The 20,642-nt window shown below is 72.1% G+C and carries 23 protein-coding genes and 1 pseudogene; 11 read left to right on the top strand and 13 right to left on the bottom strand.

Translation table 11 applies throughout. From position 1 onward, the window contains the following. The first annotated feature begins 36 nt into the window (after window positions 1–36). From ABD332_RS00610 to ABD332_RS00600, 3 genes are read left to right on the top strand one after another with little or no spacing between them, the layout of a single operon-like run. A complete protein-coding gene (locus tag ABD332_RS00610; protein ID WP_344500660.1) occupies window positions 37–2,376 on the top strand; it encodes a histidine kinase in 2,340 nt (779 codons plus the stop codon). After that, complete coding sequence (locus tag ABD332_RS00605) at window positions 2,373–3,044, top strand: response regulator (RefSeq protein ID WP_344498307.1); 672 nt, start codon at window positions 2,373–2,375, stop codon at window positions 3,042–3,044. The genes ABD332_RS00610 and ABD332_RS00605 overlap by 4 nt, the downstream gene beginning before the upstream one ends. A gap of 48 nt (window positions 3,045–3,092) precedes the next feature. Next, complete coding sequence (locus tag ABD332_RS00600; RefSeq protein ID WP_344498305.1) at window positions 3,093–3,758, top strand: DUF2306 domain-containing protein; 666 nt, start codon at window positions 3,093–3,095, stop codon at window positions 3,756–3,758. Between the two features lie 102 nt (window positions 3,759–3,860). On the opposite strand, the gene ABD332_RS00595 is transcribed toward ABD332_RS00600, so the two are convergent. After that, window positions 3,861–4,211, bottom strand: coding sequence for a cytochrome P450 (locus tag ABD332_RS00595; RefSeq protein WP_344498303.1), 351 nt, complete (start codon window positions 4,209–4,211; stop codon window positions 3,861–3,863). Between ABD332_RS00595 and ABD332_RS00590 the strand changes: the two genes are divergently transcribed. Next, window positions 4,210–4,497 (top strand): hypothetical protein, encoded by a 288-nt coding sequence (locus ABD332_RS00590; RefSeq protein ID WP_344498301.1) that lies wholly within the window; start codon window positions 4,210–4,212, stop codon window positions 4,495–4,497. The genes ABD332_RS00595 and ABD332_RS00590 overlap by 2 nt on opposite strands. 310 nt (window positions 4,498–4,807) lie before the next feature. Next, on the top strand, window positions 4,808–5,077 hold the full coding sequence (locus tag ABD332_RS00585; protein WP_344498299.1) for a hypothetical protein: 270 nt from the start codon (window positions 4,808–4,810) through the stop codon (window positions 5,075–5,077). Here the strand turns inward: ABD332_RS00585 and ABD332_RS00580 are convergent. Next, window positions 5,032–5,658 carry a maleylpyruvate isomerase family mycothiol-dependent enzyme gene (locus tag ABD332_RS00580; protein ID WP_344498297.1) on the bottom strand — a complete coding sequence of 209 codons (627 nt, stop codon included), beginning with the start codon at window positions 5,656–5,658 and terminating at the stop codon, window positions 5,032–5,034. The genes ABD332_RS00585 and ABD332_RS00580 overlap by 46 nt on opposite strands. 95 nt (window positions 5,659–5,753) lie before the next feature. On the opposite strand from ABD332_RS00580, the gene ABD332_RS00575 reads away from it, so the two are divergent. The 3 genes from ABD332_RS00575 to ABD332_RS00565 all read left to right on the top strand — a co-directional run bounded on the left by ABD332_RS00575 (window position 5,754) and on the right by ABD332_RS00565 (window position 8,352). Beyond that, a complete protein-coding gene (locus ABD332_RS00575; protein ID WP_344498294.1) occupies window positions 5,754–6,077 on the top strand; it encodes a hypothetical protein in 324 nt (107 codons plus the stop codon). 79 nt (window positions 6,078–6,156) lie between these two features. Then, window positions 6,157–6,519, top strand: a complete 363-nt coding sequence (locus ABD332_RS00570; protein WP_344498292.1) for a DUF1304 domain-containing protein — start codon at window positions 6,157–6,159, stop codon at window positions 6,517–6,519. Between the two features lie 102 nt (window positions 6,520–6,621). Then, a complete protein-coding gene (locus tag ABD332_RS00565; protein WP_344498290.1) occupies window positions 6,622–8,352 on the top strand; it encodes an ABC transporter substrate-binding protein in 1,731 nt (576 codons plus the stop codon). On the opposite strand, the gene ABD332_RS00560 is transcribed toward ABD332_RS00565, so the two are convergent. From ABD332_RS00560 to ABD332_RS00550, 3 genes are read right to left on the bottom strand one after another with little or no spacing between them, the layout of a single operon-like run. Next, window positions 8,330–8,938 carry a GNAT family N-acetyltransferase gene (locus ABD332_RS00560; protein WP_344498288.1) on the bottom strand — a complete coding sequence of 203 codons (609 nt, stop codon included), beginning with the start codon at window positions 8,936–8,938 and terminating at the stop codon, window positions 8,330–8,332. The genes ABD332_RS00565 and ABD332_RS00560 overlap by 23 nt on opposite strands. Next, entirely contained in the window at window positions 8,935–10,476 is a 1,542-nt protein-coding gene (locus ABD332_RS00555) for an APC family permease (protein WP_344498286.1), read from the bottom strand. The genes ABD332_RS00560 and ABD332_RS00555 overlap by 4 nt, the downstream gene beginning before the upstream one ends. Window positions 10,477–10,511: 35 nt before the next feature. Beyond that, window positions 10,512–11,144 (bottom strand): GOLPH3/VPS74 family protein, encoded by a 633-nt coding sequence (locus tag ABD332_RS00550; protein ID WP_344498284.1) that lies wholly within the window; start codon window positions 11,142–11,144, stop codon window positions 10,512–10,514. Window positions 11,145–11,339: 195 nt separating this feature from the next. Between ABD332_RS00550 and ABD332_RS00545 the strand changes: the two genes are divergently transcribed. Then, window positions 11,340–12,248 carry a Vgb family protein gene (locus tag ABD332_RS00545; RefSeq protein WP_344498282.1) on the top strand — a complete coding sequence of 303 codons (909 nt, stop codon included), beginning with the start codon at window positions 11,340–11,342 and terminating at the stop codon, window positions 12,246–12,248. 16 nt (window positions 12,249–12,264) lie between these two features. Here the strand turns inward: ABD332_RS00545 and serA are convergent, their stop codons facing one another. Both serA and ABD332_RS00535 read right to left on the bottom strand, forming a co-directional pair. Then, window positions 12,265–13,485 carry a phosphoglycerate dehydrogenase gene (serA, locus tag ABD332_RS00540; RefSeq protein WP_344498280.1) on the bottom strand — a complete coding sequence of 407 codons (1,221 nt, stop codon included), beginning with the start codon at window positions 13,483–13,485 and terminating at the stop codon, window positions 12,265–12,267. Between the two features lie 29 nt (window positions 13,486–13,514). Then, entirely contained in the window at window positions 13,515–13,706 is a 192-nt protein-coding gene (locus tag ABD332_RS00535) for a hypothetical protein (protein ID WP_344498278.1), read from the bottom strand. A gap of 20 nt (window positions 13,707–13,726) precedes the next feature. Here ABD332_RS00535 and ABD332_RS00530 point away from each other — a divergent pair, with 20 nt between their 5' ends. Beyond that, window positions 13,727–14,359 carry a hypothetical protein gene (locus ABD332_RS00530; RefSeq protein ID WP_425552097.1) on the top strand — a complete coding sequence of 211 codons (633 nt, stop codon included), beginning with the start codon at window positions 13,727–13,729 and terminating at the stop codon, window positions 14,357–14,359. A gap of 30 nt (window positions 14,360–14,389) precedes the next feature. Here the strand turns inward: ABD332_RS00530 and ABD332_RS00525 are convergent, their stop codons facing one another. From ABD332_RS00525 to ABD332_RS00515, 3 genes and pseudogenes are all read right to left on the bottom strand, one after another. Continuing rightward, window positions 14,390–14,638, bottom strand: coding sequence for a hypothetical protein (locus ABD332_RS00525; protein WP_344498276.1), 249 nt, complete (start codon window positions 14,636–14,638; stop codon window positions 14,390–14,392). Window positions 14,639–14,778: 140 nt separating this feature from the next. Continuing rightward, window positions 14,779–15,222 (bottom strand): SMI1/KNR4 family protein, encoded by a 444-nt coding sequence (locus ABD332_RS00520; protein WP_344498274.1) that lies wholly within the window; start codon window positions 15,220–15,222, stop codon window positions 14,779–14,781. 330 nt (window positions 15,223–15,552) lie between these two features. Continuing rightward, a pseudogene (locus tag ABD332_RS00515) lies at window positions 15,553–16,431 on the bottom strand (phosphatase PAP2 family protein); the annotation flags it as partial. 101 nt (window positions 16,432–16,532) lie between these two features. Here ABD332_RS00515 and ABD332_RS00510 point away from each other — a divergent pair. Continuing rightward, on the top strand, window positions 16,533–16,757 hold the full coding sequence (locus ABD332_RS00510) for a hypothetical protein (RefSeq protein ID WP_344498272.1): 225 nt from the start codon (window positions 16,533–16,535) through the stop codon (window positions 16,755–16,757). Here ABD332_RS00510 and ABD332_RS00505 read toward each other — a convergent pair. From ABD332_RS00505 to ABD332_RS00495, 3 genes are all read right to left on the bottom strand, one after another. After that, window positions 16,721–18,172, bottom strand: a complete 1,452-nt coding sequence (locus ABD332_RS00505; RefSeq protein WP_344498270.1) for a GGDEF domain-containing protein — start codon at window positions 18,170–18,172, stop codon at window positions 16,721–16,723. The two genes, ABD332_RS00510 and ABD332_RS00505, sit on opposite strands and share 37 nt — an antisense overlap. Before the next feature lie 22 nt (window positions 18,173–18,194). Further along, window positions 18,195–19,358: an ArsB/NhaD family transporter gene (locus ABD332_RS00500; RefSeq protein ID WP_344498268.1), complete on the bottom strand. Its 1,164-nt coding sequence runs from the start codon at window positions 19,356–19,358 to the stop codon at window positions 18,195–18,197. A 61-nt stretch (window positions 19,359–19,419) separates the two neighbouring features. After that, the gene (locus ABD332_RS00495) at window positions 19,420–20,634 is read right to left on the bottom strand and encodes an EAL and HDOD domain-containing protein (protein WP_344498266.1); all 1,215 of its coding nucleotides are present in this window, start codon (window positions 20,632–20,634) and stop codon (window positions 19,420–19,422) included. Window positions 20,635–20,642 lie beyond the last annotated feature (8 nt).

Here is a 20,642-nt window from a genome sequence, read left to right as displayed (position 1 = left end):
AGCGCCGGCTCTCATACGATTCCAAGGGTGAGACGGATGGTCGACGCCATGCGCGTGGTCTGGGACGAACCGCGCGCCCCAGACGCGCCCCGGCGGGTGTGGCGCGACTGGGCGCTCGTCGGCGTGTTCGGCCCGCTCGCCGTGCTGGAGGGGCTGCTCCGCCCCGACCTGCCGATGCGCGCGCTCTCCGTCCTGGTCGTCCTGGCCGGCGTCGTGGCGGTGGTGCCCTGGCGCCGGCGTCAGCCGTTGGCGGCGGTCGCGGTGGCGTTCGGCGCGACCGGCCTGCTGCCGCTGCTGGCGGGCCATGCCATGGACAATGGCGCCGCCGTTGCGGTGCTGCTTCTGGTGTACGCGCTGACGCGCTGGGGCTCCGGCCGCGAAATCGTGCTCGGCACGGCGGTCATCGCCGTGAAGGCCGGCGTGTTGGACCAGCTCGTGCAGGTCAAGCCGAGCGACACCGTCGCGGGGCTGGCCGTGCTGTCCAGCTGTCTCGCGCTGGGCCTGGCGCTGCGGTATCGTGCCGGCGCCCGCCGCCGCGAGATCGACCGCATCCGCCTCCTCGAACGCGAGCGCCTGGCCCGCGACCTGCACGACACCGTCGCCCACCACGTCTCGGCAATGGCCATCCGCGCCCAGGCCGGCATCGCCACCGCTGCGACGGACCCTGACGCCGCGCTCTCCGCCCTGCACCTCATCGAGGCCGAGGCGTCGCAGGCCCTGACGGAGATGCGCGCCATGGTCCGCCTCCTGCGCCACGCCGGCCCGGCCGACCCGCCCGAGCTGTCCCCGACCCCGTCCTTCGCCGACCTGGCGTACCTCGCCGACCCGGCCGCCGTGCCCACCAATGCGCAGCCCGCCACCACACAGCCCGCCACCACACGGACCGACAACACCCAGCCCACCAAAACCCCTGCCAACGAAACCCCGGCCAACGAAACCCCGGCCAACGAGGCCCGAGACGACAAAGCCCGGGCCGACGGCAAGTGGGCAGAAGGCACACGGACCAGCGAGACACAGACCGGCACCGCACGGAGCGACCACTCGCCGCCCGACGACGCACGAGCCGACAACCTTCGAGTCAGCGACCTTCGAGTCAGCACCCCTCGAACCAGCAACCCACACCCCAGCGACCCCCGAACCGACAGCACACAGACCCACGAGGCCCACGCCGGCGAAACCCCGGTCGACAGCACGCGGGCAGAAGACACACAGACCGGCCAGGCACAGACCGACGGCGCACGGAGCGACCACTCGCCGCCCGACGACGCACGAGCCGACAACCTTCGGATCAGCGACCCCCGAACCAGCGACCCACAGACCGGCGACCCACGAACCGGCAGCACGCGGGTCGACGGCGCGCGGAGCGGTGACCCGCAGACGTACGACCCCCGGACCCACGACACGCGGACAGTCAGCACCCGAAGCGGCGACACTCGGACCGATGGCACTCCGGCCTCTTGGGCTCGGATCGGCGACCCGCAGGCGGACGGAGCGCGGACCGGCAAGGCGCGGACCGGGCCTCGCGTGGACGTCGAGCTCTCCGGCGACCTCGACGGCATCCCGGCGCCGGTGGGTGCGGCCATCTACCGCCTGGCCCAGGAGTCGGTCACCAACGCCAGACGGCACGCCCGGCATGCGACCAGGATCGAGGTGCGGGTCCACGCCGACGACACGTCGGTGCGGCTGCGGGTCACCGACGACGGCGACTCAGGCTCGGCCCGGCCGGCGACCGCCCACGGGTACGGCCTCATCGGCATGACCGAACGCGCCACCCTCCTCGGCGGCACATGCGAGGCCGGCCCGACGCACCTCGACGGCACCGGCCGCGGCTGGACCGTGACCGCCGTCCTGCCACGCTCAGGGGCGACTGCCCCGTCCCGACCTGGACGGCCCGAGCCCGGGACCACACGCTCACCCGAAGCGCCACAGCCACTCGGACCGGCACCGTCGCCAGGACCGACCCCGTCGACCAAGACACCGCCGGCCGAGCACTTGCCCACGGCTCCCCCGTCCTCCGAGGAACCTCGCTCCGATCCCCCGCGCCCCGAGACGCCGCGCGTCGAGCCCCTGCACCTCGAGCGGCCGAGCGCCGATCCCCCGCGTTTCGAGAAGTCGGGCGCCGAGGCGTCCGGCTTCCGGCGGCCGGTCTCCGAGATTCCGGACACGTTGCCGTCGCAGGTCGGGTCGCCGTGCACCGAGGGAACCGGGCCGCATCAGCCCGCCTGCACCGCTACGAAGGCCCTGGCATCGGACCGGGAGCCGGCATCCGACGCGGCGCACACGGAGGAGTCCTCGGGGCGCTCCCGTTCCGAGACATTGCGGTCCGAGGGGTCGCGTTCTGGCGTTGAGGTGCGACGGTCTGGGGTGGTGGGGTGAGCGTCCGGGTGGTGGTGGCCGACGATCAAGAGATCGTGCGGACCGGGTTGAGCATGATTCTCAATGCACAGCCGGGGATTGAGGTCGTCGGGGTCGCTGCGAACGGGCATCGGGCGGTTGAGCTGGCGCGGCAGGTGCGGCCTGACGTCTGCCTGTTCGACATTCGCATGCCGGGGGTCGACGGGATCGAGGCGACGCGGGCGTTGGCCGGGCCGGGGGTCGAGGATCCGCTCGCGGTGGTCGTCATCACCACGTTCGACCTGGACGAGTACGTGTACGCGGCGCTGCGGGCGGGGGCGCGGGGGTTCCTGCTCAAGGATGCCGGGCCGGCGCTGCTGGCGCAGGCAGTGCACGCCGCGGCGAACGGGGAGGCGCTCATCGCGCCGGTGGTCACCGCCAGGTTGTTGCGGGCGTTCGCCGGGGCGGGGCCGGTGCCCAGCCCGCCGCAGCCGGTCGAGGCGCTCACCGAGCGGGAGGAGCAGGTGCTCGCGAAGGTTGCCGGGGGGCGGAGCAACGCCGAGATCGCCGCGGAGCTGGGGATCACGCTCAGCACGGTGAAGACGCACGTGGCCAGTCTGATGGCGAAGCTCGGGGTCAGGAACCGGGTCGAGATCGCCATCTGGGCCTACGAGACGAGGCGGGTAGTACTTAAGCACGGTCCGCCGTAGGTCCAAGTGGCGATGAGTGGCGGCGGGGGTGGCGTTCACCATCGACGCATGACCAAAGCCACCTGGCTCGTCCCGACCGGGCTGATCGCGCTCAGCTTCGTGCCGATGGCCGCCGGCACCATCCGTCTCGTCGAACTGGGCGGCGGCGGGACGCGTACACCTGACAACGCCCGCTTCTTCGACCAGCCGCTGCCGGTCGTGCTGCACATCATCAGTGCCAGCGTGTTCCTGCTGCTCGGCGCGTTCCAGTTCTCCCCCGGGCTGCGCCGCAGGCGGGCCGGCTGGCATCGGGTGACGGGGCGGCTGCTGATCCCGCTGGGCATCGTCGCGGCGCTCACCGGTCTGTGGATGTCGGTGATGTACGACCTGCCGCCCGCCGACGGCACGCTGGTGATGCTGGAGCGCCTGCTGTTCGGCACGGTGATGGCGGTGGCGCTCGGGCTCGGGTTCGCCGCCGCCCGGCGTCGCGACATCCCCACGCACAGCGCCTGGGTGACGCGTGGCTACGCGATCGGTCTCGGCGCCGGCACGCAGGCGATCACCCACGCGCCCTGGTTCCTGTTCGTCGGCGAGCCCGGGCCGTCCGCGCGGGCGTTCCTGATGGGCGCCGGCTGGGTCATCAACCTCGCCGTGGCGGAGTGGGCGATCCGCCGCCGCCGCGCGAAGTCCCAGCAGCGCCCGAGCCGCAGCGCACCGGTCCCCGCAACGCCATGACGCCACGACGCCGCAACGCCACGACGGCACGGCACGGCACGGCACGGCAAACGGCAACGGCAACGGCAACGGCAACGGCAACGGCAACGGCAGGGCACAGCCTCAGGCGGCGGGCTTCCACACCGCCGTGACCGAGCCGGTGAGGACCGTCCACTTGGGACGGTCGACGTGGACGGGGACGGGGTGTTGCGGGCCTGCGGTGACGCCGTTGACCATGCCGTAGTCGACGCGCGGGCGCACCAGGCCGGGCAGCCCGCGCTCCAGCATCAGCGACAGCGTCGTGCGGACCTGCAGGTCGGCGAACTCGGCGCCCAGGCAGCGGCGCGGGCCGAGGCCGAACGGGATGAACTCGTACTGCCGGGGCGCCGGCTCCCCCGCGCGCCAGCGCTGCGGCCGGAAGGCCTGCGGTGACGGGTACACGAGCGGATCGCGGTGCTCGGGCAACGGTGCCATGAAGAGCAGCGCCCCCTTCAGCACCGGCGGCGAAGGGGCCGAGGGACGCGGCGTCGTCGAAGCCCAGCAGGCAGCGCATCAAGTTCGTCTTGGAGATGCGCAGGCACTCCTGCTTGAGGTCGAACGGGTCCCCGCCCGGCGCGGCGAACCGGGACCGCGCGAACGTGTCGGCGAACACCTCCCGGTTGTGCGCCATCGCGGTGCGGTGCACGGCCGGCATCAGCAGCTTCCGCCGGCGGGTGTGCTCGGCGCCGTTGGCGGTGATGACCGCGTCGAACATGCCTGACCACGGCCGGCCGGGCGGCAGGTCGAAGAGCCCGTCGGCCCGGTGGAACGCGGTGTTGTCGGTGAACACCTGGCGCACGCCGTCGCGGCCGCGGACCACGACGACGGATCCGTTGCCGGCGGTGACCGGGTCCACGCGCAGGAGCTGCGGCTGGGGCAGACGTGGTGCTGGAGCCCGGGTTCTGGGTCAGGGCCGAGCGCGACGAGAAGCGGCTCGCCGCCAGCGCGCTCGGCGCCGGGACCTCACCGCGCCGGTCGACGAGCTGGCCCGCCGGATCGCGACGCGGGCCGCGGCGGGCGAACCGGGTGCGGTGCCGATCAGCCGCGAGCTCCTCGACACCCGCGTGCCGCTGTTCGAGGCACCCGACGTGCCGCCGTTCGAGGCACCCGACGTGCCGCTGTTCGAGGCACCCGACGTGCCGCTGTTCGAGGCACCCGACGTGCCGCTGTTCGAGGCACCCGACGTGCCGCTGTTCGAGGCACCCGACGTGCCGCTGTTCGAGGCACCGACGGCCGAGGAGCTCGCGCTGTTCGATCAGCCGGCAGACGTGAACCGGGCGGCCGGCTCGCCCGACAGATGACCCGGAGGCAACCGCCGCCCGCAGACGACGAGGAGCAGGTCCTGCGCGAGGCCTCGCAGCGGCGTACCGCCGCCGCCGAACCGCCAATCGAGATCCGTGGCCTCCAGCGTGACGCCGCTCAGGTCCACGCCGAAGTATTCGACGTTGCGCGGCCGCATCGCGTCCAGGACCAGCCGGAGCCGGTCGAGCGGCACCCGCCGGTCGAGCCCGAGCGCGACCGTGCTGTCGAGGCCGTGGATGATCTCGTGCGACAGCGCCCCGGTCGCGCCCCCGCCCGGCGGCGCCCACGGGTGCTCGATGTTGTCCCGCAGCGACCGCAGCAGCGCCTCGGCCGGCATCCGGGCGGCGTCCCGCCGGGCGACCCGGTCCGACATCGCGTTGAACCGGCCGCCGGAGCGCACCATCTCCCACACGAACCCGCCCAGCCCCATCCGGAACGGCATCGTGGTGTGCGCCACCACCTCCCGGACCCGCCACCCGGCGCACAGTGACGGCGCGTCCCATTGCGCCGGGGTCAGCGCCCCGAACACCTCCGCCAGCTCCGACCGCTCCGCCACGACCGCGGCCCTCTCCTGCGACATGCGACATCCTCCTCGTTCGGCGTTTCCGGAGGGTGTACGAACGGAGCGGGCGAGACTCATCGGTCACGAGCATGGGTTGGCTACACTGCCGAGTCATGATGACCTTGACCCGCCGCCTCGCCACGGTCGCCGCCGCGCTGGCCATCGGGCTGGGCGCGCTGACGGCGTGCAGCTCCGACAACGTGACGTGCTCGACCAGCGCGTGCACCGTCACCTTCGACCGCGGCGTGGACGCCGAGTCCAAGGTCCTCGGCATCAAGGTCAAGCTGATCAGCGTGGACAACGGCAACGTGAAGGTCGACGTCGGCGGCACCACGGTCAGCGTCCCCGTCGACGGCAGCGCCGAGGCCCAGGGCTTCACCATCGCCGTGCAGAGCGTCACCGACTCCAACGTCGTCGTGCGGGTCACGAAGAACTGACCGGTGGCCGGCGGCCGGTCTGCGGACCGGCCCCCGCCGCATGGCAAGCGGGCGGATACCGACCGGTAGGGTGTCCGGCGTGAACATCGCCGCTCTGGTCCTCGTCGGCCTCGTCGCCGCGCTCCACGCCTACTTCCTGGTGCTGGAGATGTTCCTGTGGACGGCCCCGCGCACGCGGGCGGCGTTCGGCACCACGGCCGAGTTCGCCGAGTCCAGCAAGGCCCTGGCCGCGAACCAGGGCCTGTACAACGGCTTCCTCGCCGCCGGCCTGGTCTACGGCATCGTCGCCGACGACCCGGTCGGCTTCGCGATGCGCGTCTTCTTCCTCGCGTGCGTGATCGTCGCCGGCCTGTACGGCGCCGCGACCGCCAGCCGCCGCATCCTCCTCGTCCAGGCCCTCCCCGGCGCCCTGGCCCTGATCGCCGTCGTGCTCGCCCACTAGGCCGCGCCAGGCCGCGCCAGGCCGCGCCACCCTGAGCCCCCGCGCCGGCGGGCTGAGCCGAACCACCGCGCGCACGTCGCACACGGGCCTACGCTGAGTTAAGTGAAGATCACTCGCTGTGCACTGGTGCTGTGTCTGAGTCTCGCCGTCGGGGCCTGTGCCGACAAGGACAAGCCGGGTGGCGAAGGGACGGCCACGGCGGCGTTCAACGCGGGGCTGACCGAGGTCGTGAACCCGTCCACGGCGACCGGCGGCACGTTGAAGCTGGCCAGCGCGCACGACGTGGACTCGTGGGACCCGACGCGGTCGTACGTGACGGCGGTGTACAACCTGCAGCGGCTCTACGTCCGGACGCTGCTGACGCCGGACGCGAAGCCCGGGGCCGACGGGCTGAAGCTGGTCCCGGACCTCGCCACGGCGGCGCCGGAGATCTCGGCGGACAAGCTGACGTACACGTTCAAGCTGCGCGACGGGATCAGGTTCGAGGACGGGTCGGCGATCACGGCGAAGGACGTGCGGCACGGCATCGAGCGGCTGTTCGCGCAGGAGGAGCTCAGCGGCGGGCCGACGTACCTCATCGACCAGCTCGACCAGGGCCAGCACTACCCCGGTCCGTTCGCCGACAAGAACGGCCTGAAGAGCATCTCGACGCCGGACGACAAGACGATCACGTTCAAGCTGGCGGAGCCGTTCGCCGACTTCCCGTACCTGCTCGCGATGGGCGTCGCCGCGCCGGTGCCGGCGGCCAAGGACACGGGCGCGAAGTACGGCGACAAGCCGGTGTCGAGCGGGCCGTACCGGTTCGAGACGATCGACCCGGGCAAGGAGGCCGTGCTGGTCCGCAACGAGCAGTGGGACCGGGCCACGGACACGGTGCGCAAGGCGCTGCCGGACCGCATCGAGCTGGCCGTCGGCACCGCGCCCGACGAGATCGACCGGCAGCTGCTGGACGGGGACCTCGACGCGGACGCCGGGCAGGGCGGGGTGCAGTCGGCGTCGCAGCCGAAGGTCCTGCTCGACCCGGTGCTGAAGGCCCGCGCCGACGAACCGACGACCGGGTTCGTGCAGTACGCGGCGATGAGCACGGCGGTGAAGCCGTTCGACGACGTGCACTGCCGGCGGGCCGTGCAGTACGCCGTCGACAAGACCACCGTGCAGACCGCCCGCGGCGGGCCGGACGCGGGCGGCGACATCGCCGGCGCGATGCTGCCGCCGGGCATCCCGGGGCACGACCCGTCGCTGGACCCGTTCCAGACGAGGAGCGGCAAGCCGCAGCCGGACAAGGCCAAGGCGGAGCTGACCGCGTGCGGCAAGCCGGACGGCTTCGAGACCGTCATCGCCACCACCAACAGCCCGAAGGCGTCGAAGACCGCCGAGGCGATCCAGGCGGCCCTGGCGACGGTCGGCATCAAGGCCCGCATTGACGCGTCGGACCCGTCGATCTACGCCCGGTCGGTCGTGGGCTCCCCCTCGAACGTGCACACCAAGGGGTACGGGCTGATCATGGGTGCCTGGTCGGCGGACTTCCCGACGGGCTACGGCTTCTTCCCGACGCTGATCGACGGGCGGCTCATCCTGCCCAGCGGCAACAACAACTACGCGGAGCTGTCCGACTCGGCGATCAACGCGCTCATCGACCGGGCCCGTGACACCACGGACCCGGCCGAAGCGGCGAAGCTGTGGTCGCAGGTCGACGCCGCGGTCATGGACTCCGCGACGATGTTGCCGCTGACGTACGACAAGGTGCTCAACTACCGCAACCCGCGAATGACGAACGTGTTCGTGAACCAGTACTACGGCATGTGGGACGTCACGGCACTCGGGGTGGCCTGAGCATGGCGTAGAGGGGCGGCCCGTCGCCGATGTGGAACGGCTGGGTGTCCGCGTACCCGTGCCGGCCGTACAGCGCCGCGTTGCGCCGCCCGGTCGCCTCCAGGTAGGCGGGCAGCCCGGCCTCGTCGGTGATCCGGTGATGCTCGCGCAGCAGCCTGCTCCCCAGGCCCTGCCCCTGCCGCTCCGGCCGGACGCCGAGGAACGCCAGGTAGTCGTGCGCCAGGCCGTCCGGGTGCGCGGCGAGCATGTCCTCGTCGAGCTGGACGAACCGGCCGGTCGCCTCGCCGCACGCGGCCGCGAGGCGCCGGTCGTAGTCCGCGATCTCCGGCTCGAACTTGCCGTCGAGGCGCACCCACGCCGCGACCGCCGCGCCGTCGGCGGTGACGTACACCGTCCCGTGCTCGACGAACCACGGCGTCACGAGGTCGAAGTACCGCCGGTACACCTCGATCCGCTCCGACCGGTCGGGCACCAGCCAGTGCGCGATGTCGGTGTCGTCGAGCGCGGTGGCGAGCACCGCCGCGACCGTGCCGGTGTCGCCGGCCCCGGCGACGCGGATCGCCGGGGCCGTCGAGGTCGACGTCATCGGGACGGACCGGCCCGGTGCGCGGCGGTGTCCTCGGGCTGGACCGTGAGCAGCGCCGCGCTCACGCCCTGGCCGATGCCGCGGTACGTGTCGGGGTTGCCGGCCCGCAGGAACGCCGCCCACGCGGCGCCGACCAGGGCGGCGGCCAGGAACAGGCCCGGGAACAGGTACCGCGCCAGGTCGGTCGGCTTGACGCCCAGCAGCGTGTCGAACTCCAGGATCGTCACGATCAGTACCCCACCCAGCAGCACCGCGCCGATCGCCGGGGCGATGAACCGCCGCCACGGCGACACCTGGGCGACCTCGCCGTCGCGGGTGCGCAGGAAGAACGCCAGCACCGCCACCGACGTCACGGTCATCAGGATGAGCACGCCGAAGCCGCCGGTCACGGTCCACCAGAAGAACAGGTGGACGAACGGGTCCAGGCCGTCGCTCGCGGCGAACACGGCGAGGACGACGGCGGCCAGGATCGTCTGCGTGAGCGAGCCCCACAGCGGCGCCCGGAAGCGGCGCCCGGTGGTGCCGAAGAAGCTGAACAGCACCCGCTCCCGGCCGAGCGCGAACGTGTAGCGGGCGGCGGTGTTGTGGAACGCGAGCAGCGCCGCGAACAGGCTGGTGATGAACAGCGCGTGGCCCAGGGTCAGCCAGATCTCCGCGAGGTGCGGGCTCACCAGCACGAACATCGTCTCGCTGGAGTTCTCCGTCGACAGGCCGATGATCTTGTCCGGTCCGGCGGCGACCGACATGGCCCACGAGCAGAACGCGTACAGCAGGCCGATGATGATCAGCGACAGGTAGGTGGCGCGGGGGATGTTCCGCTTCGCGTTGCGGGTCTCCTCGCTGTAGACGGCGGTCGACTCGAAGCCGACGAAGCCGGCCACGGCGGTGGCGAGCGCCGCACCCGTGCCCGCGCTGAACAGCTGCGACGGGTTGACCGTGTCGAAGGTGACCGTGCCGCCGGCGGGGTGCGCGAGCTCCACGACCGAGAAGATCAGCGCGATGATGACCTCGGCGCCGAGCAGGACGCCGAGCACGATGCCGCTGAACTCGATGCTCAGCACGCCGAGGACGGCGATGACGGCCCAGGCGATGAACGCGCACGCCCACCACTTCAGGTCGATGCCCCACTGGTCGGCGAGGAAGCCGCTGAGCACCGGGCCGAACCCGCCGTACAGGCCGATCTGCATGAAGTTGTACGCGAGCACGGCGACACCGGCGGCGCCGAGGCCGGTCACGCGGCCCAGGCCCTGCGCCACGTAGGCGTAGAACGCGCCGGAGTTGACGATGTGCCGGGACATCTCGGTGTACCCGACGCTGAAGATGCCCAGCATGGCGGCCATGGCGATGTACGCGACGGGGATGCCGAGCACGCCGGTGACGGCCCAGCCCGCGGTCGCGCCGCCGGCGATGACGGTGAACGGCGCCGCCGCCGCGATCACCATCAGGATGACGGTCAGGACCGTCAGCTTGTTCTGGTCGAGTGCCGAGTCGACCTTGCTGGTGTAACCGCCTGTTGGCGGCGCGGTGCTGACAGGCATGACATCCTCCGGGGGAAGCGGGGGTGGGGGGTGTTTCAGCGTCCGTTCATCACCTTGTTGCCGATGACGACCCTCGTTTCCTGGATGAGGGTCTGCACATCCGCGTGGGACTGCTGGATGAGGTGGTCGAAGTATGCGTACGCGGCCTGACCACCGCCGTCGAGAATGCTCGGGAGCAGCCCCGTCGCATCGGCGATACCCAGCAGGTGGACATCGATCTGGTCGACCGGTCTGCGCTGCGCCAATGCCGTCCCCAGCCGCACCCTCGGCCACACGAACTCGTTCGTGTCGGTCGGCTGATAGAACGTGAAGCGGCGCAGCAGCCGCCGGCCCTCCTGGGGAATGACATGATTCCCGGCGACCATCCTGCGGGCGACCCGTTCATAGGCCTCCATCGACAGATATGCCAGCCAGGTGCGCACGTCGCGGGGCGTGCGCTCGCCGCGGATGTCGTCCAGGACCGCGTGCGCGACGGAGTCGCCGGGCGTCGACCCGCTGCGCACGAACAGCAGCCCGTCCTCGACGGTCAGGATGCCGGCCCAGCCCAGCTCGCCGATCAGCGCGGAGGCGAGACCGATCCGGGTGGCGTCGTCGGACAGCCGCAGTGTGCCGCTGCGGTCGTCATGACAGAGCCGGAAGAAGTCGTCGGCGAGCGGCTCCCGGCGCATGCGGTCAGCCAACAACCGCGTGCCATTCCCGCTGGTGCCGCACAGTCGTCCCCCGTGAATGAATGGTCCGTGACCGAGTCCGCACAGCACCGTAGCGGTTGGTCACGACACACTTCAATCCCGAACGACGTTTTAACGACTTGGAAACGGATCGGTCCAAGCGCGCGTGACCCGATTTGCGAGGTCAGCACCACTATGACGAACTTCGATCGCGAAGATTTCTTTCGTTCCATACGGGTAAAATGGATCTTCATGGACGTGTTCACGATCGCCGCACCAGGTGACGGCCCCTACGGCATCACGACCGGCCCCGACGGCGCGCTGTGGTGCACACTGGTCCACGCGGGTGCGGTAATGCGCATAGCCCTGGACGGGACCACGACGCGCTTCAATGTGCGGGACGGCGGCGGGCCCGCGCTGATCACGCCCGATCTCTGGTTCTCGTTGCTGCACACCGGCGCCGTGGGGCGGATCTCCCCCTCCGGCGAGGTGTCGCTGGTACCGCTGCCGGGTGTCCAGGGGTCGTACGGCGTCGCCTCCGGCCCGGACGGGGGTTGCACGTACACCACGATGCAGCCGCCACACATCGGATTCATCGGAAATGACGGATCTGTCGCGACCGTGTCCCTGCCGGAGGGGTCGATGCCATCAATGGTGACGGTCGCCGGCGGCTCGACCTGGTGCACGCTGAACCAGGCCGGCGCGGTGGCTCAGGTCGGGCCGTCCGGTGCGCTGACGATCCACCCGCTGCCCACGCCGGACGCCGGGCCGGTCGGCATCACCACCGCGGGCGACGGCGCCGTCTGGTTCACGGAGATCGCCGCCGGTCAGATCGGCCGTTTCACCGCCGACGGCACGATCACCGAGTTTCCGCTCCCGGACCGCGCCGGCCGTCCCCACGCGATCACCGCCGACCCGGCCGGGGGCTGCTGGTTCACCGAATGGGCGGGCAACCGCATCGGCCACATCACCGCGGCCGGCGCCGTCACCACCTACGACCTCCCGGTCGCGGGCGCCGAACCGCACGGCATCACGGTCGCCCCCGACGGCACCGTCTGGACCGCCCTGGAGACCGGCGCCGTCGCCCGCCTCACGCGAACGTGAGGCGGGCGTTCCCGGCTTACGACAGCACGCGCAGCTGGACCGTGGTGGCCATGTTGGACAGCTGGGCGAGGATCTCCGCCGGGTAGTCGATCGCGATGTCGGACAGCAGGTAGCCGAACTCGCCGCGGGTCGCCAGGATCTGGCCCTCCACGTTGACCTTGTGGCCGGCGAGGATGCTGTTGACGTCGGCGAGCACGCCCGGGACGTTGTGGTGCAGCAGGGCGATGCGGTGGGTGCCGGGGGCCTGCTGCAGGGCGAGCGACGGCAGGTTGACGCTGAGCGTGGTGGAGCCCTCCTGCACATACTTGTGCAGCTTCTCCGCCACGAACGAGCCGATGTCCGACTGCGCCTCCTCGGTGGAGCCGCCGATGTGCGGGGTGAGGATGACGTTGGGCAGGCCGCGCAGCGCGGACTGGAACTCGTCGCCCTTCGCCTTCGGCTCCTTCGGGAAGACGTCGACGGCGGCGCCGGCCAGGTGCCCGTTCTCCAGGTGCTTGCGCAGCGCCTCGTGGTCGATGACGAAGCCGCGGCTCAGGTTGAGGAAGATGCTGCGCGGGCGCATCCTGGCGAACTGCTCCTCGCCGAAGAACCCGCTGTTGCCCGGGCGGCCGTCGACGTGCAGGGTGACGATGTCGGACAGCTCCAGCAGCTCGTCGAGCGTGGCGCACCGCTGCGCGTTGCCGAGGGCCAGCTTGTCGGCGGTGTCGTAGAAGTACACCTTGAGGCCGAGGTTCTCGGCGAGGACGGACAGCTGGGTGCCGATGTTGCCATAGCCCACGATGCCGATCGACCGGCCGCGGACCTCGTGCGACCCCTCGGCGTCCTTGTCCCAGACGCCGTTGTGCATCCCGGCGTTCTTCTCGGTGAGCCGCCGGGTCAGCGCGATGATCTCGGCGACGGCGAGCTCGACGACGCTACGGGTGTTGGAGAACGGCGCGTTGAAGACGGCGATCCCGGACTCGGCCGCGGACCGCAGGTCGATCTGGTCGGTGCCGATGCAGAACGCGCCGATCGCCCGCAGGTGCGGCGCGGCGGCCAGGGCCGCGGCCGACACCTGCGTCTTGGACCGGATGCCCAGCAGGTGAACCCCTTCGGAGAGCTTGGCGATCAGCTCGTCCTCGTCGAGCGCGCGCCCGAGGGTCTCGACCACATATCCCTCGGACCGCATCCGCTCGACGGCGACGGGGTGGATGTTTTCGAGGAACAGGACCCGCACCGGGTCGCTCTGGGAAGTCATTGACTGCACCCCACCTACCCTAAGTGACCTCAGGTGCCACTGGTACGTGACCCGCGACTCGTCCCGCCCTGTGCGACCGCGTGCCGCTCCTGCAGCTTGGCCCGGATCTGCTCAGGCGTGTAGGCCCGCCGCCGGCGCTCCGCCCGCGCCACCACCACTCCCGTGGCCGCGACACCCACCACACCGGCCAGGCCGAGGACCTTCCACCACTTCGCCTTCATGGGCATCTAGGGTACTGGTCGTGCAGGGAGCTATCGATCTCGACGACGCCGTCCGGATGACCCGGACGGGCGACCTCTGGGTGTTCCGCGGCCGTTCCAAGGCCGACCGGGCGATCCAGACGCTCACCAACAGCCCCGTCAACCACGTGGGCATGGCCGTCGTCCTGGACGACCTGCCACCTCTCATGTGGCACGCCGAGCTGGGCAAGTCCCTGCCCGACATGTGGACCGGCGGCCACCAGCGCGGCGTCCAGCTCCACGACCTGCGCGACGCGGTGCTGGTCTGGGGCCGCCGCTACGGCCAGCGCCCCTGGCTCCGCCAGCTGCACTACGACGTGTCGCCCCCGATGGAGGAAGCGGTGCTGCGCACCATCGCCCGCCTCGACGGCACCCCGTTCCCGTCCACCGCCCGCCTCGCCGGCCGCTGGTTCTCCGGCCGCGTCCCGAACATCCGCAAGCGCAACGAGTCCTCCCTCGAGACCGCCTACTGCGCCGAGGTGGTCGCCGTCACCTACGAGGAGATGGGCCTGCTCCCCAAAGGCCGCCGCGCCAACTGGTACGACCCCGGCAAGTTCTGGAGCGGCGACGACCTCGACCTCCAGCACGGCGCCACCCTCGGCGACGAGATCGCCGTCACGCTCCCACCAGCCTGACCCGGCCGTCCTTCCCCGGCTCGGCTCGGCTCAGCCGGCCAGGGCGGTCGCGGGCATCAGGGTGGCGGCCAGCTCCCGGGCGAACCGCATCCGCGGCGCGGCCGTCTCCGGACGCTCCCCGTACTCCCGGGCCAGGACGTCGACGCAACCCTGCGCACCGTGCCGGGTGACGGCGACGGTCACCGCGGCCCACGCCTCCGCGACGGTGACGGGGCGCGACGGCTGCAGGTCGGAGGCGAAGACAGCTTCCGCGATGAACTCCGTGACGGTGCCGATCATGTCTGCCTCCCAGTGCTGTTCCCCCGTGTGTGCTGCCAACCACAACTCAACGCTCCAACGGGAGCAGCACCACACCCCAAACGGGTTCCGGATGGTTGCGGACCAACCGTTCACCCGACACCGGTGGGCGCGACGCCGGCTCAGTCGTAGGTGACGTACCAGTCGTCGCCGTCGCCGGTGAGGACGCGGGTGAGGTAGTCGGCGAGGTCGTCGGCCACCGTGCGGCGCGTGTCGGTCTCGTGCTCCCAGACGAAGACGCCCTCGGCGGGGGCGTCGGCGAGGTACGCGAACTGGTCACCGCCGCCGTTGTCGCCGAAGAACAGCAGGCCGTCGAACGGGGCGTAGAGCTCGGCGAACTCCCCGAACGTCCGGAACTCCTGGTTGCCGGCCAGGATCCGGGCGGCCGGCCAGATCACGTCGAGCCCCCACTCGCCGCGCAGGCCGTCGGTCTCCGCCAGCAGGTCCCGCAGGTCCGCCGGCACCGGCTGGCCCAGACCCCGCTCGACGGCGTCGATCGCGGCCGCGTCGGTGGGCGGGGAGAACTCCGCCGCCGGGAAGAGCTCGGCGGCCAGCTCGATCCACATGGGCTCGACCGGGTCCTCAGCGGCCCGAGCGGCGCTTGGCCACCATGGTGACCACCACGACCACGACCACGGTGACGACGACGGCGGTGCACAGGCCGCAGAGGACCAGCACGTGCCATGGCTTCAGCGCGCCCATCGGTGGTTCCTTCCGCCGGTGCCGGACATCGACGAGCGATCCTAGCCAGGGAGCTTGACGGTCGGGTCGTCCGGGTGGCCGCCGAGGCGCTGGGTGGTCGGTTCCTCGGCGGTGAGGCGGATGGTGGCCTGCTCGCCGATCGGGTCGGGCGCGGGGGTCGGGAGAGCATCGTCGTCGTCGAGGGGCGGGACGAGCTGCGGGACGACGCGGTGGACGGTGGACAGGACCGCGGCGACGATGAGGCCCGCGGTGCCGGCGATGCCCAGGGCGCCGCCCGCGTAGGCGGCGAAGAGGCGGCGGCGGCTCAGGTCGTCGACGGCGACGTCCAGGGCCTGATTGGTCAGGTAGAGGGCGGCCGCGGCGCCGAGCAGCAGGCCCAGGGAGATGAGGGTGAGGAAGACGGTGGCGTAGGTGCTGGGGGCGCCGTACGTGACGCCGCCGTGGCGGCGCTGGACGAGGACGATGAAGACGCTGGCGAACGCGGCCCAGGCGCCGACGACGAGGAGGGCGGCGACGGCGTCGCTGGGGCGGTGCCAGCCGGCGGAGAGGGTCGCGACGCCGGCGAGGGCGGCGAAGCCGGCGGCGATCAGGGCGCCGGTGGCGCGCGCCTTCGCCGGCAGGACCAGGACGAAGGCGACGGCCACGGAGGCGGCGATCGTGGTGTGGCCGCTCGGCAGGCTGTTGCCGACGCCGGAGCGCTCCAGGTCGACGCCGAGGTCGGGGCGGGTGAGGAGGGCCTTGATGACCTGGGTGGTGACGTTGGCGCCGCCGATGAGCAGGATGGCGCCTACGGCGAGGGCGACCCGGCGGCGGATGAGGGCGATGAAGCCGACCGTCACGGTGGCGACGGTGAGGGAGAGCACGGAGATGCCGTTGAGGACGCGGTCGACGATCGTCTCGACGCGGGCGCGGCCGATGCTGTTGCCGGTGATGGCGAAGTAGTCCAGCAGCTGCCCGTGCTCGGTCTGGACGAAGAACTGCCAGACCCGGGTGGCGCCGTAGGCTTCCGCGGCGCCGAGGAGAAGCAGCCACACCACGAGCCCGAGCGGCCATCCACGCATGGCGTGCAACATAGCCGATCCGGCGGCGATACAAACCTGGCAGGTGACCGGAATGCGTGGCCACGCACCAATCAGGGTAGAGAGTCGTTGCTGTCCACGAGAAGGAGGCGGAAATGATCACCAGAGTGCGGCCGGCCGGTGTCCTGGTCGGCTATGCGGTCGAGGCCGTCGACGGTCCCGTGGGCACGATCGACCGGGGCACGTACGACACCGGCCGCCTCGTCGTGAAGACCCGCGGCGGCGCGCCGGTCACGCTGCCGGTCGACGCCGTGCACCGCATCGACCACCGCCGCCGGACGGTCTACCTCGGGGTGAGCCGGGCGTCGGTGTCGGGCTGAGCGGACGCGACCTCGACACGGTTCCGGCCGGCGCGCTTGGCGTCGTACAGGGCGGCGTCCGCACGGGCCACCAGCTCGTCGGAGGTCTCCACGCCGTTCCACTGGGCGAGGCCGGCGGAGAACGTCTGGCCCAGCGGCGTCGCCGCCATGAGCCGCCGCAGCACCGCCACGGACTCGGCGGTGTCCGCGCCCGGCAGCAGCGCGATGAACTCCTCCCCGCCGTAGCGGGCCAGGTGGTCGGTGCCGCGCAGCTGCCCCGACCAGGCCGCGGCGGCGGACTTCAGCAGCCGGTCGCCGGCCGGGTGACCGTACTCGTCGTTGAAGCGCTTGAAGTGGTCGAGGTCGATCATGACGACGGCCAGCCCGGCACCGTCGCGGCGGGCGCGTTCGAGGGCCGCAGGCAGCTCGGCGCCCCAGGCGCGCCGGTTGGGCAGGCCGGTGAGCTCGTCGGTGCGCGACAGCTCACGGACCCGGGCGGTCTGCGCCTCCAGCTGCCGCAGCAGCTGCGCCATGCGGATGACGACCAGCAGGAACAGCACGATGGAGCAGATCGCGATCGGCAGCGCGTCGGTGACCTCACCGGCCGCGATCTGGCCGAGCAGCAGCAGCGGCGCCATCAGCGACGCGAGGGTGAGCAGGACGAGCAGGCCGGGGCCGAGCTTCGGCGGCGGGCCGGCGGTCTCGCCGATCTGGGCGGCGGAGCGGTGCAGCGCGGCGTGGCCGACGAGGACGTACGCGAGGAGGAACACCGCCCCGAGGACGCGGTGCGCGGCGGGGCCGGGCTCCACGCCGATCGTGTTCAGCACGGCCCAGGTGACGTCGCCGGCCAGGAAGAGAAACGCCGAGGCGATCATCAGGCGGAACGCGGCGCTCCGGGCGCCGCCGCCGAGCAGCAGGCGGGTCAGCATCGCCAGGACGAGCACGTCGCCGACCGGGTACGCGACGCCGGTGAGGTGGGCCAGCGGTGACAGGTCGGTCTGGTCGATCGCCGGACGGATCATGAACACCCACGCGAGCAGGCCGAGGCCGGTGGTGACGGTGGTGGCGTCGACGAGCGCGCCCCAGTCGTGCCCCTCGGACCGGCGGCGGATCAGCAGGACCAGGCCGATCGCGAGCCCCGGGTAGAGCGCCAGGTAGCCGACGTCGGGCCAGCCCGGCGACTCGTACTCGGCGTTGACGTGGAAGCTGTAGGCCTCGACGAGGATGCCGGTCGCGTTGCCGCCGACCCCGGCCGCGAACGCCAGCCAGGCCGCCCGGGCGGTCCCCCGGTGCCGCAGCGCGCCCGCGATGATCGCCGAGACCGCCAGGTAACCGGTGAGCACCTGCACCGCGACCTGCCACCAGCTGCCGTCGGGCACCAGGAACGACAGTGCGACGCAGGTCCCAGCGGCCACCAGGTACCACCGCAGCATCATGTCACTTAGCGTAACCGCACAATCACACCAGTAGGGCCGCGGTGGCGAGGCCCGTGCCCGCGACCGCGACGGCGGCCCCGGTCAGCAGGAACCGCAGCGGCGGCACCCGCAGGCCGGCCGCGCGGCAGCGCTCCCACCACAGCAGCGTGGCGAGGGACGCCCACGGCACGGCGAGCGGCCCGACGTTGACGCCGACGAGCAGCGCCAGCAGCTGCGTGCGGTGTCCTGCCTCGATGCCGCGTTCTCCGGCGATGTACGCGGGAAGGTTGTTCACAACGTTGGCGAGGCCCATCCCGGTGGCGGCAGACCGGAACGCCCCGGCGGCGCCGCCCTGGTCGCCGATGAGGGTGGCCGCGAACCGGTCCAGCCCGTGCGCGCCGAGCGTCTCGACGACCAGGAACATCCCCGTCACGAAGACCAGCAGCCGCCACGGGAGCAGGCCCGGCCGCAGCGCCGCGCGGTCCCGCAGCGCGAACGCGCCGGCGACCACGACCGCGGCGGCCCCGGACGCCAGCCACAGGGGCACCTCGATCAGCACGCCCGCGACGAACACCAGGCACGCGCCCAGCGCGACCCGGAACAGCACGGGGTCCCTGGGCCGGTGCGCCGGAGGCGGCGCGAACCGTCGGGGCGTGCGCCGCCAGTACGCGAGCCACAACGCCAACGCGGTGACACCGATGGCCGCCAGTTGCGGCAGCCACATCCGTCCCGCGAACGCGACCGGCCCCAGCCCGACCCGTCCGGCGGCGAGAAGGTTCGTCAGGTTGGACACGGGCAGCAGGAGGCTCGCGGTGTTGGCCAGCCACACGGTGGTCACGGCGAGCGGCAGCGGCGGCAGGCCGAGGCGCCGGGCGAGGGCCAGCATGACCGGCGTGAGCAGCACGGCGGTCGTGTCCAGGTTGAGGGTGATGGTGGTCAGGGCCGCGAACCCGACGCAGACGCCGAAGAGCGCGACGGTCCGCCCGCGGGCGAGCGTGGCGAGGCGGTCGGCGAGCACGTCGAACACCTCGGCCTGCGCCGTCAGCTCCGCCAGGATGATCACCGCCCCGAGGAACGCGAGCAGCGGCGCGATCCGCCGCACCGTCGCCTCCGCCTCGGTCACCGGCAGCAGGCCGGTCGCGACCGCGACGCCACCGGCGGCGAACAGCCCGATCCCGACCCAGTCCAACGCATGCAGCCGCCTCATCGCGGATGATCGTCGCACCGCGCCGAACCTGCGCGCGCCTCGGGTCAGCCTCGGGTCAGCCTCAGCGCGCGGCGGCGTCCTCGCTCTCCGGCTCGGCCAGCGACGCGTTCGTCCAGCGCAGCGCCGACAGCATGTCCTCGGCCAGGTCGGGGACCACGGCGGTCGCGGCGTCCCGCTGATACGTGCGGACCTCCGTGAGCACCGCGCCCAGCTGCCCCCGGCCGTGCACGACGGCCTCCGCGACGTCCTCGGTGAGCGGCAGCTGGTCGGTCAGCTCGCTGGCGGGGCGGCCGAGCAGGTCGCCGAGCGCCGACAGGAGGCCGACCGTGAACGCCGCCGGGCCGGGTGCGCCGCGCCGCTCGGCGACCGTCTGGCACATGCGGGCCCGCAGGACGGCGTCGGTGAGCTGCGCCTCGTCGCCGTCGGCGAAGTCGGCGACCATCATCAGCGTCGCCCACTGCCGCACCTGCGGGATGCCCAGCATGACCACGGCCTGGAAGATCGAGGAGACCGGCTGCGGCAGGCCGTTGGAGGCGGCGTTGACGCCGCGCAGGACGCGGACGGCGAGCGCCGGGTCGCGTTCGATGGTCTCCACGGCCCGGTCCAGGTCGACCTCGTCGGCGGCGAGCTCCGCGAGCAGCCGCATGCGGGCCAGCCGCGACGGGCTCAGCGTGTGCGTGGTGATGAGGTGCGGCCGGCTGAGCACATGGCCCTGGAAGAGCTGGAACTGCAGCTTGCGCGCCAGGTCGAGCAGCTCCTGCGTCTCGACCCGCTGGGCGACGAGCCGGATCCGCGGGAACCGGCGGCACTGCCCGGCGATCGCACCGATCTCGGCCCGGTCGCCGGCGAGCATGTTGACCTTCACGTAATGCGCGAACGGCAGCAGCCTGGCCCGGGACGCGTCACCGGCGAAGTCGTCGACCGCGATGCGGTGGCCCTGCTCGACGAGCCGCCCGACGCCGTCGAGCACCTCGTCGTCGACGGCGACGTCCGCCATCAGCTCCAGCCCGACCGACCCCGGCGGGAACGGCAGCGGCAGCTCCCCCACGATGAACTCGCGGGTCAGGTTGATGAAGCAGCGCCGGTCGCCGACGAGCTCGGTGATGCCGAACGCGGTGAACGCCTCCACGATCACCCGGCTCGTCGCGGCGCTGTCGCGGACCGAGGCGTGCATCGCCTCCGGGCCGTCGCGGAACAGCAGCTCGTAGGCGGCGACGTGACCGTGCCTGTCGTAGAGCGCCTGCCGGCCGATGTGTACGGGTCGCGTGCTGTCCACGTCCGCCT

It is taken from the genome of Dactylosporangium maewongense, assembly GCF_039531485.1.
In the GTDB taxonomy this organism is placed as follows: Bacteria; Actinomycetota; Actinomycetes; order Mycobacteriales; family Micromonosporaceae; genus Dactylosporangium; species Dactylosporangium maewongense.
This window is presented reverse-complemented; position numbering and strand designations above follow the sequence as displayed.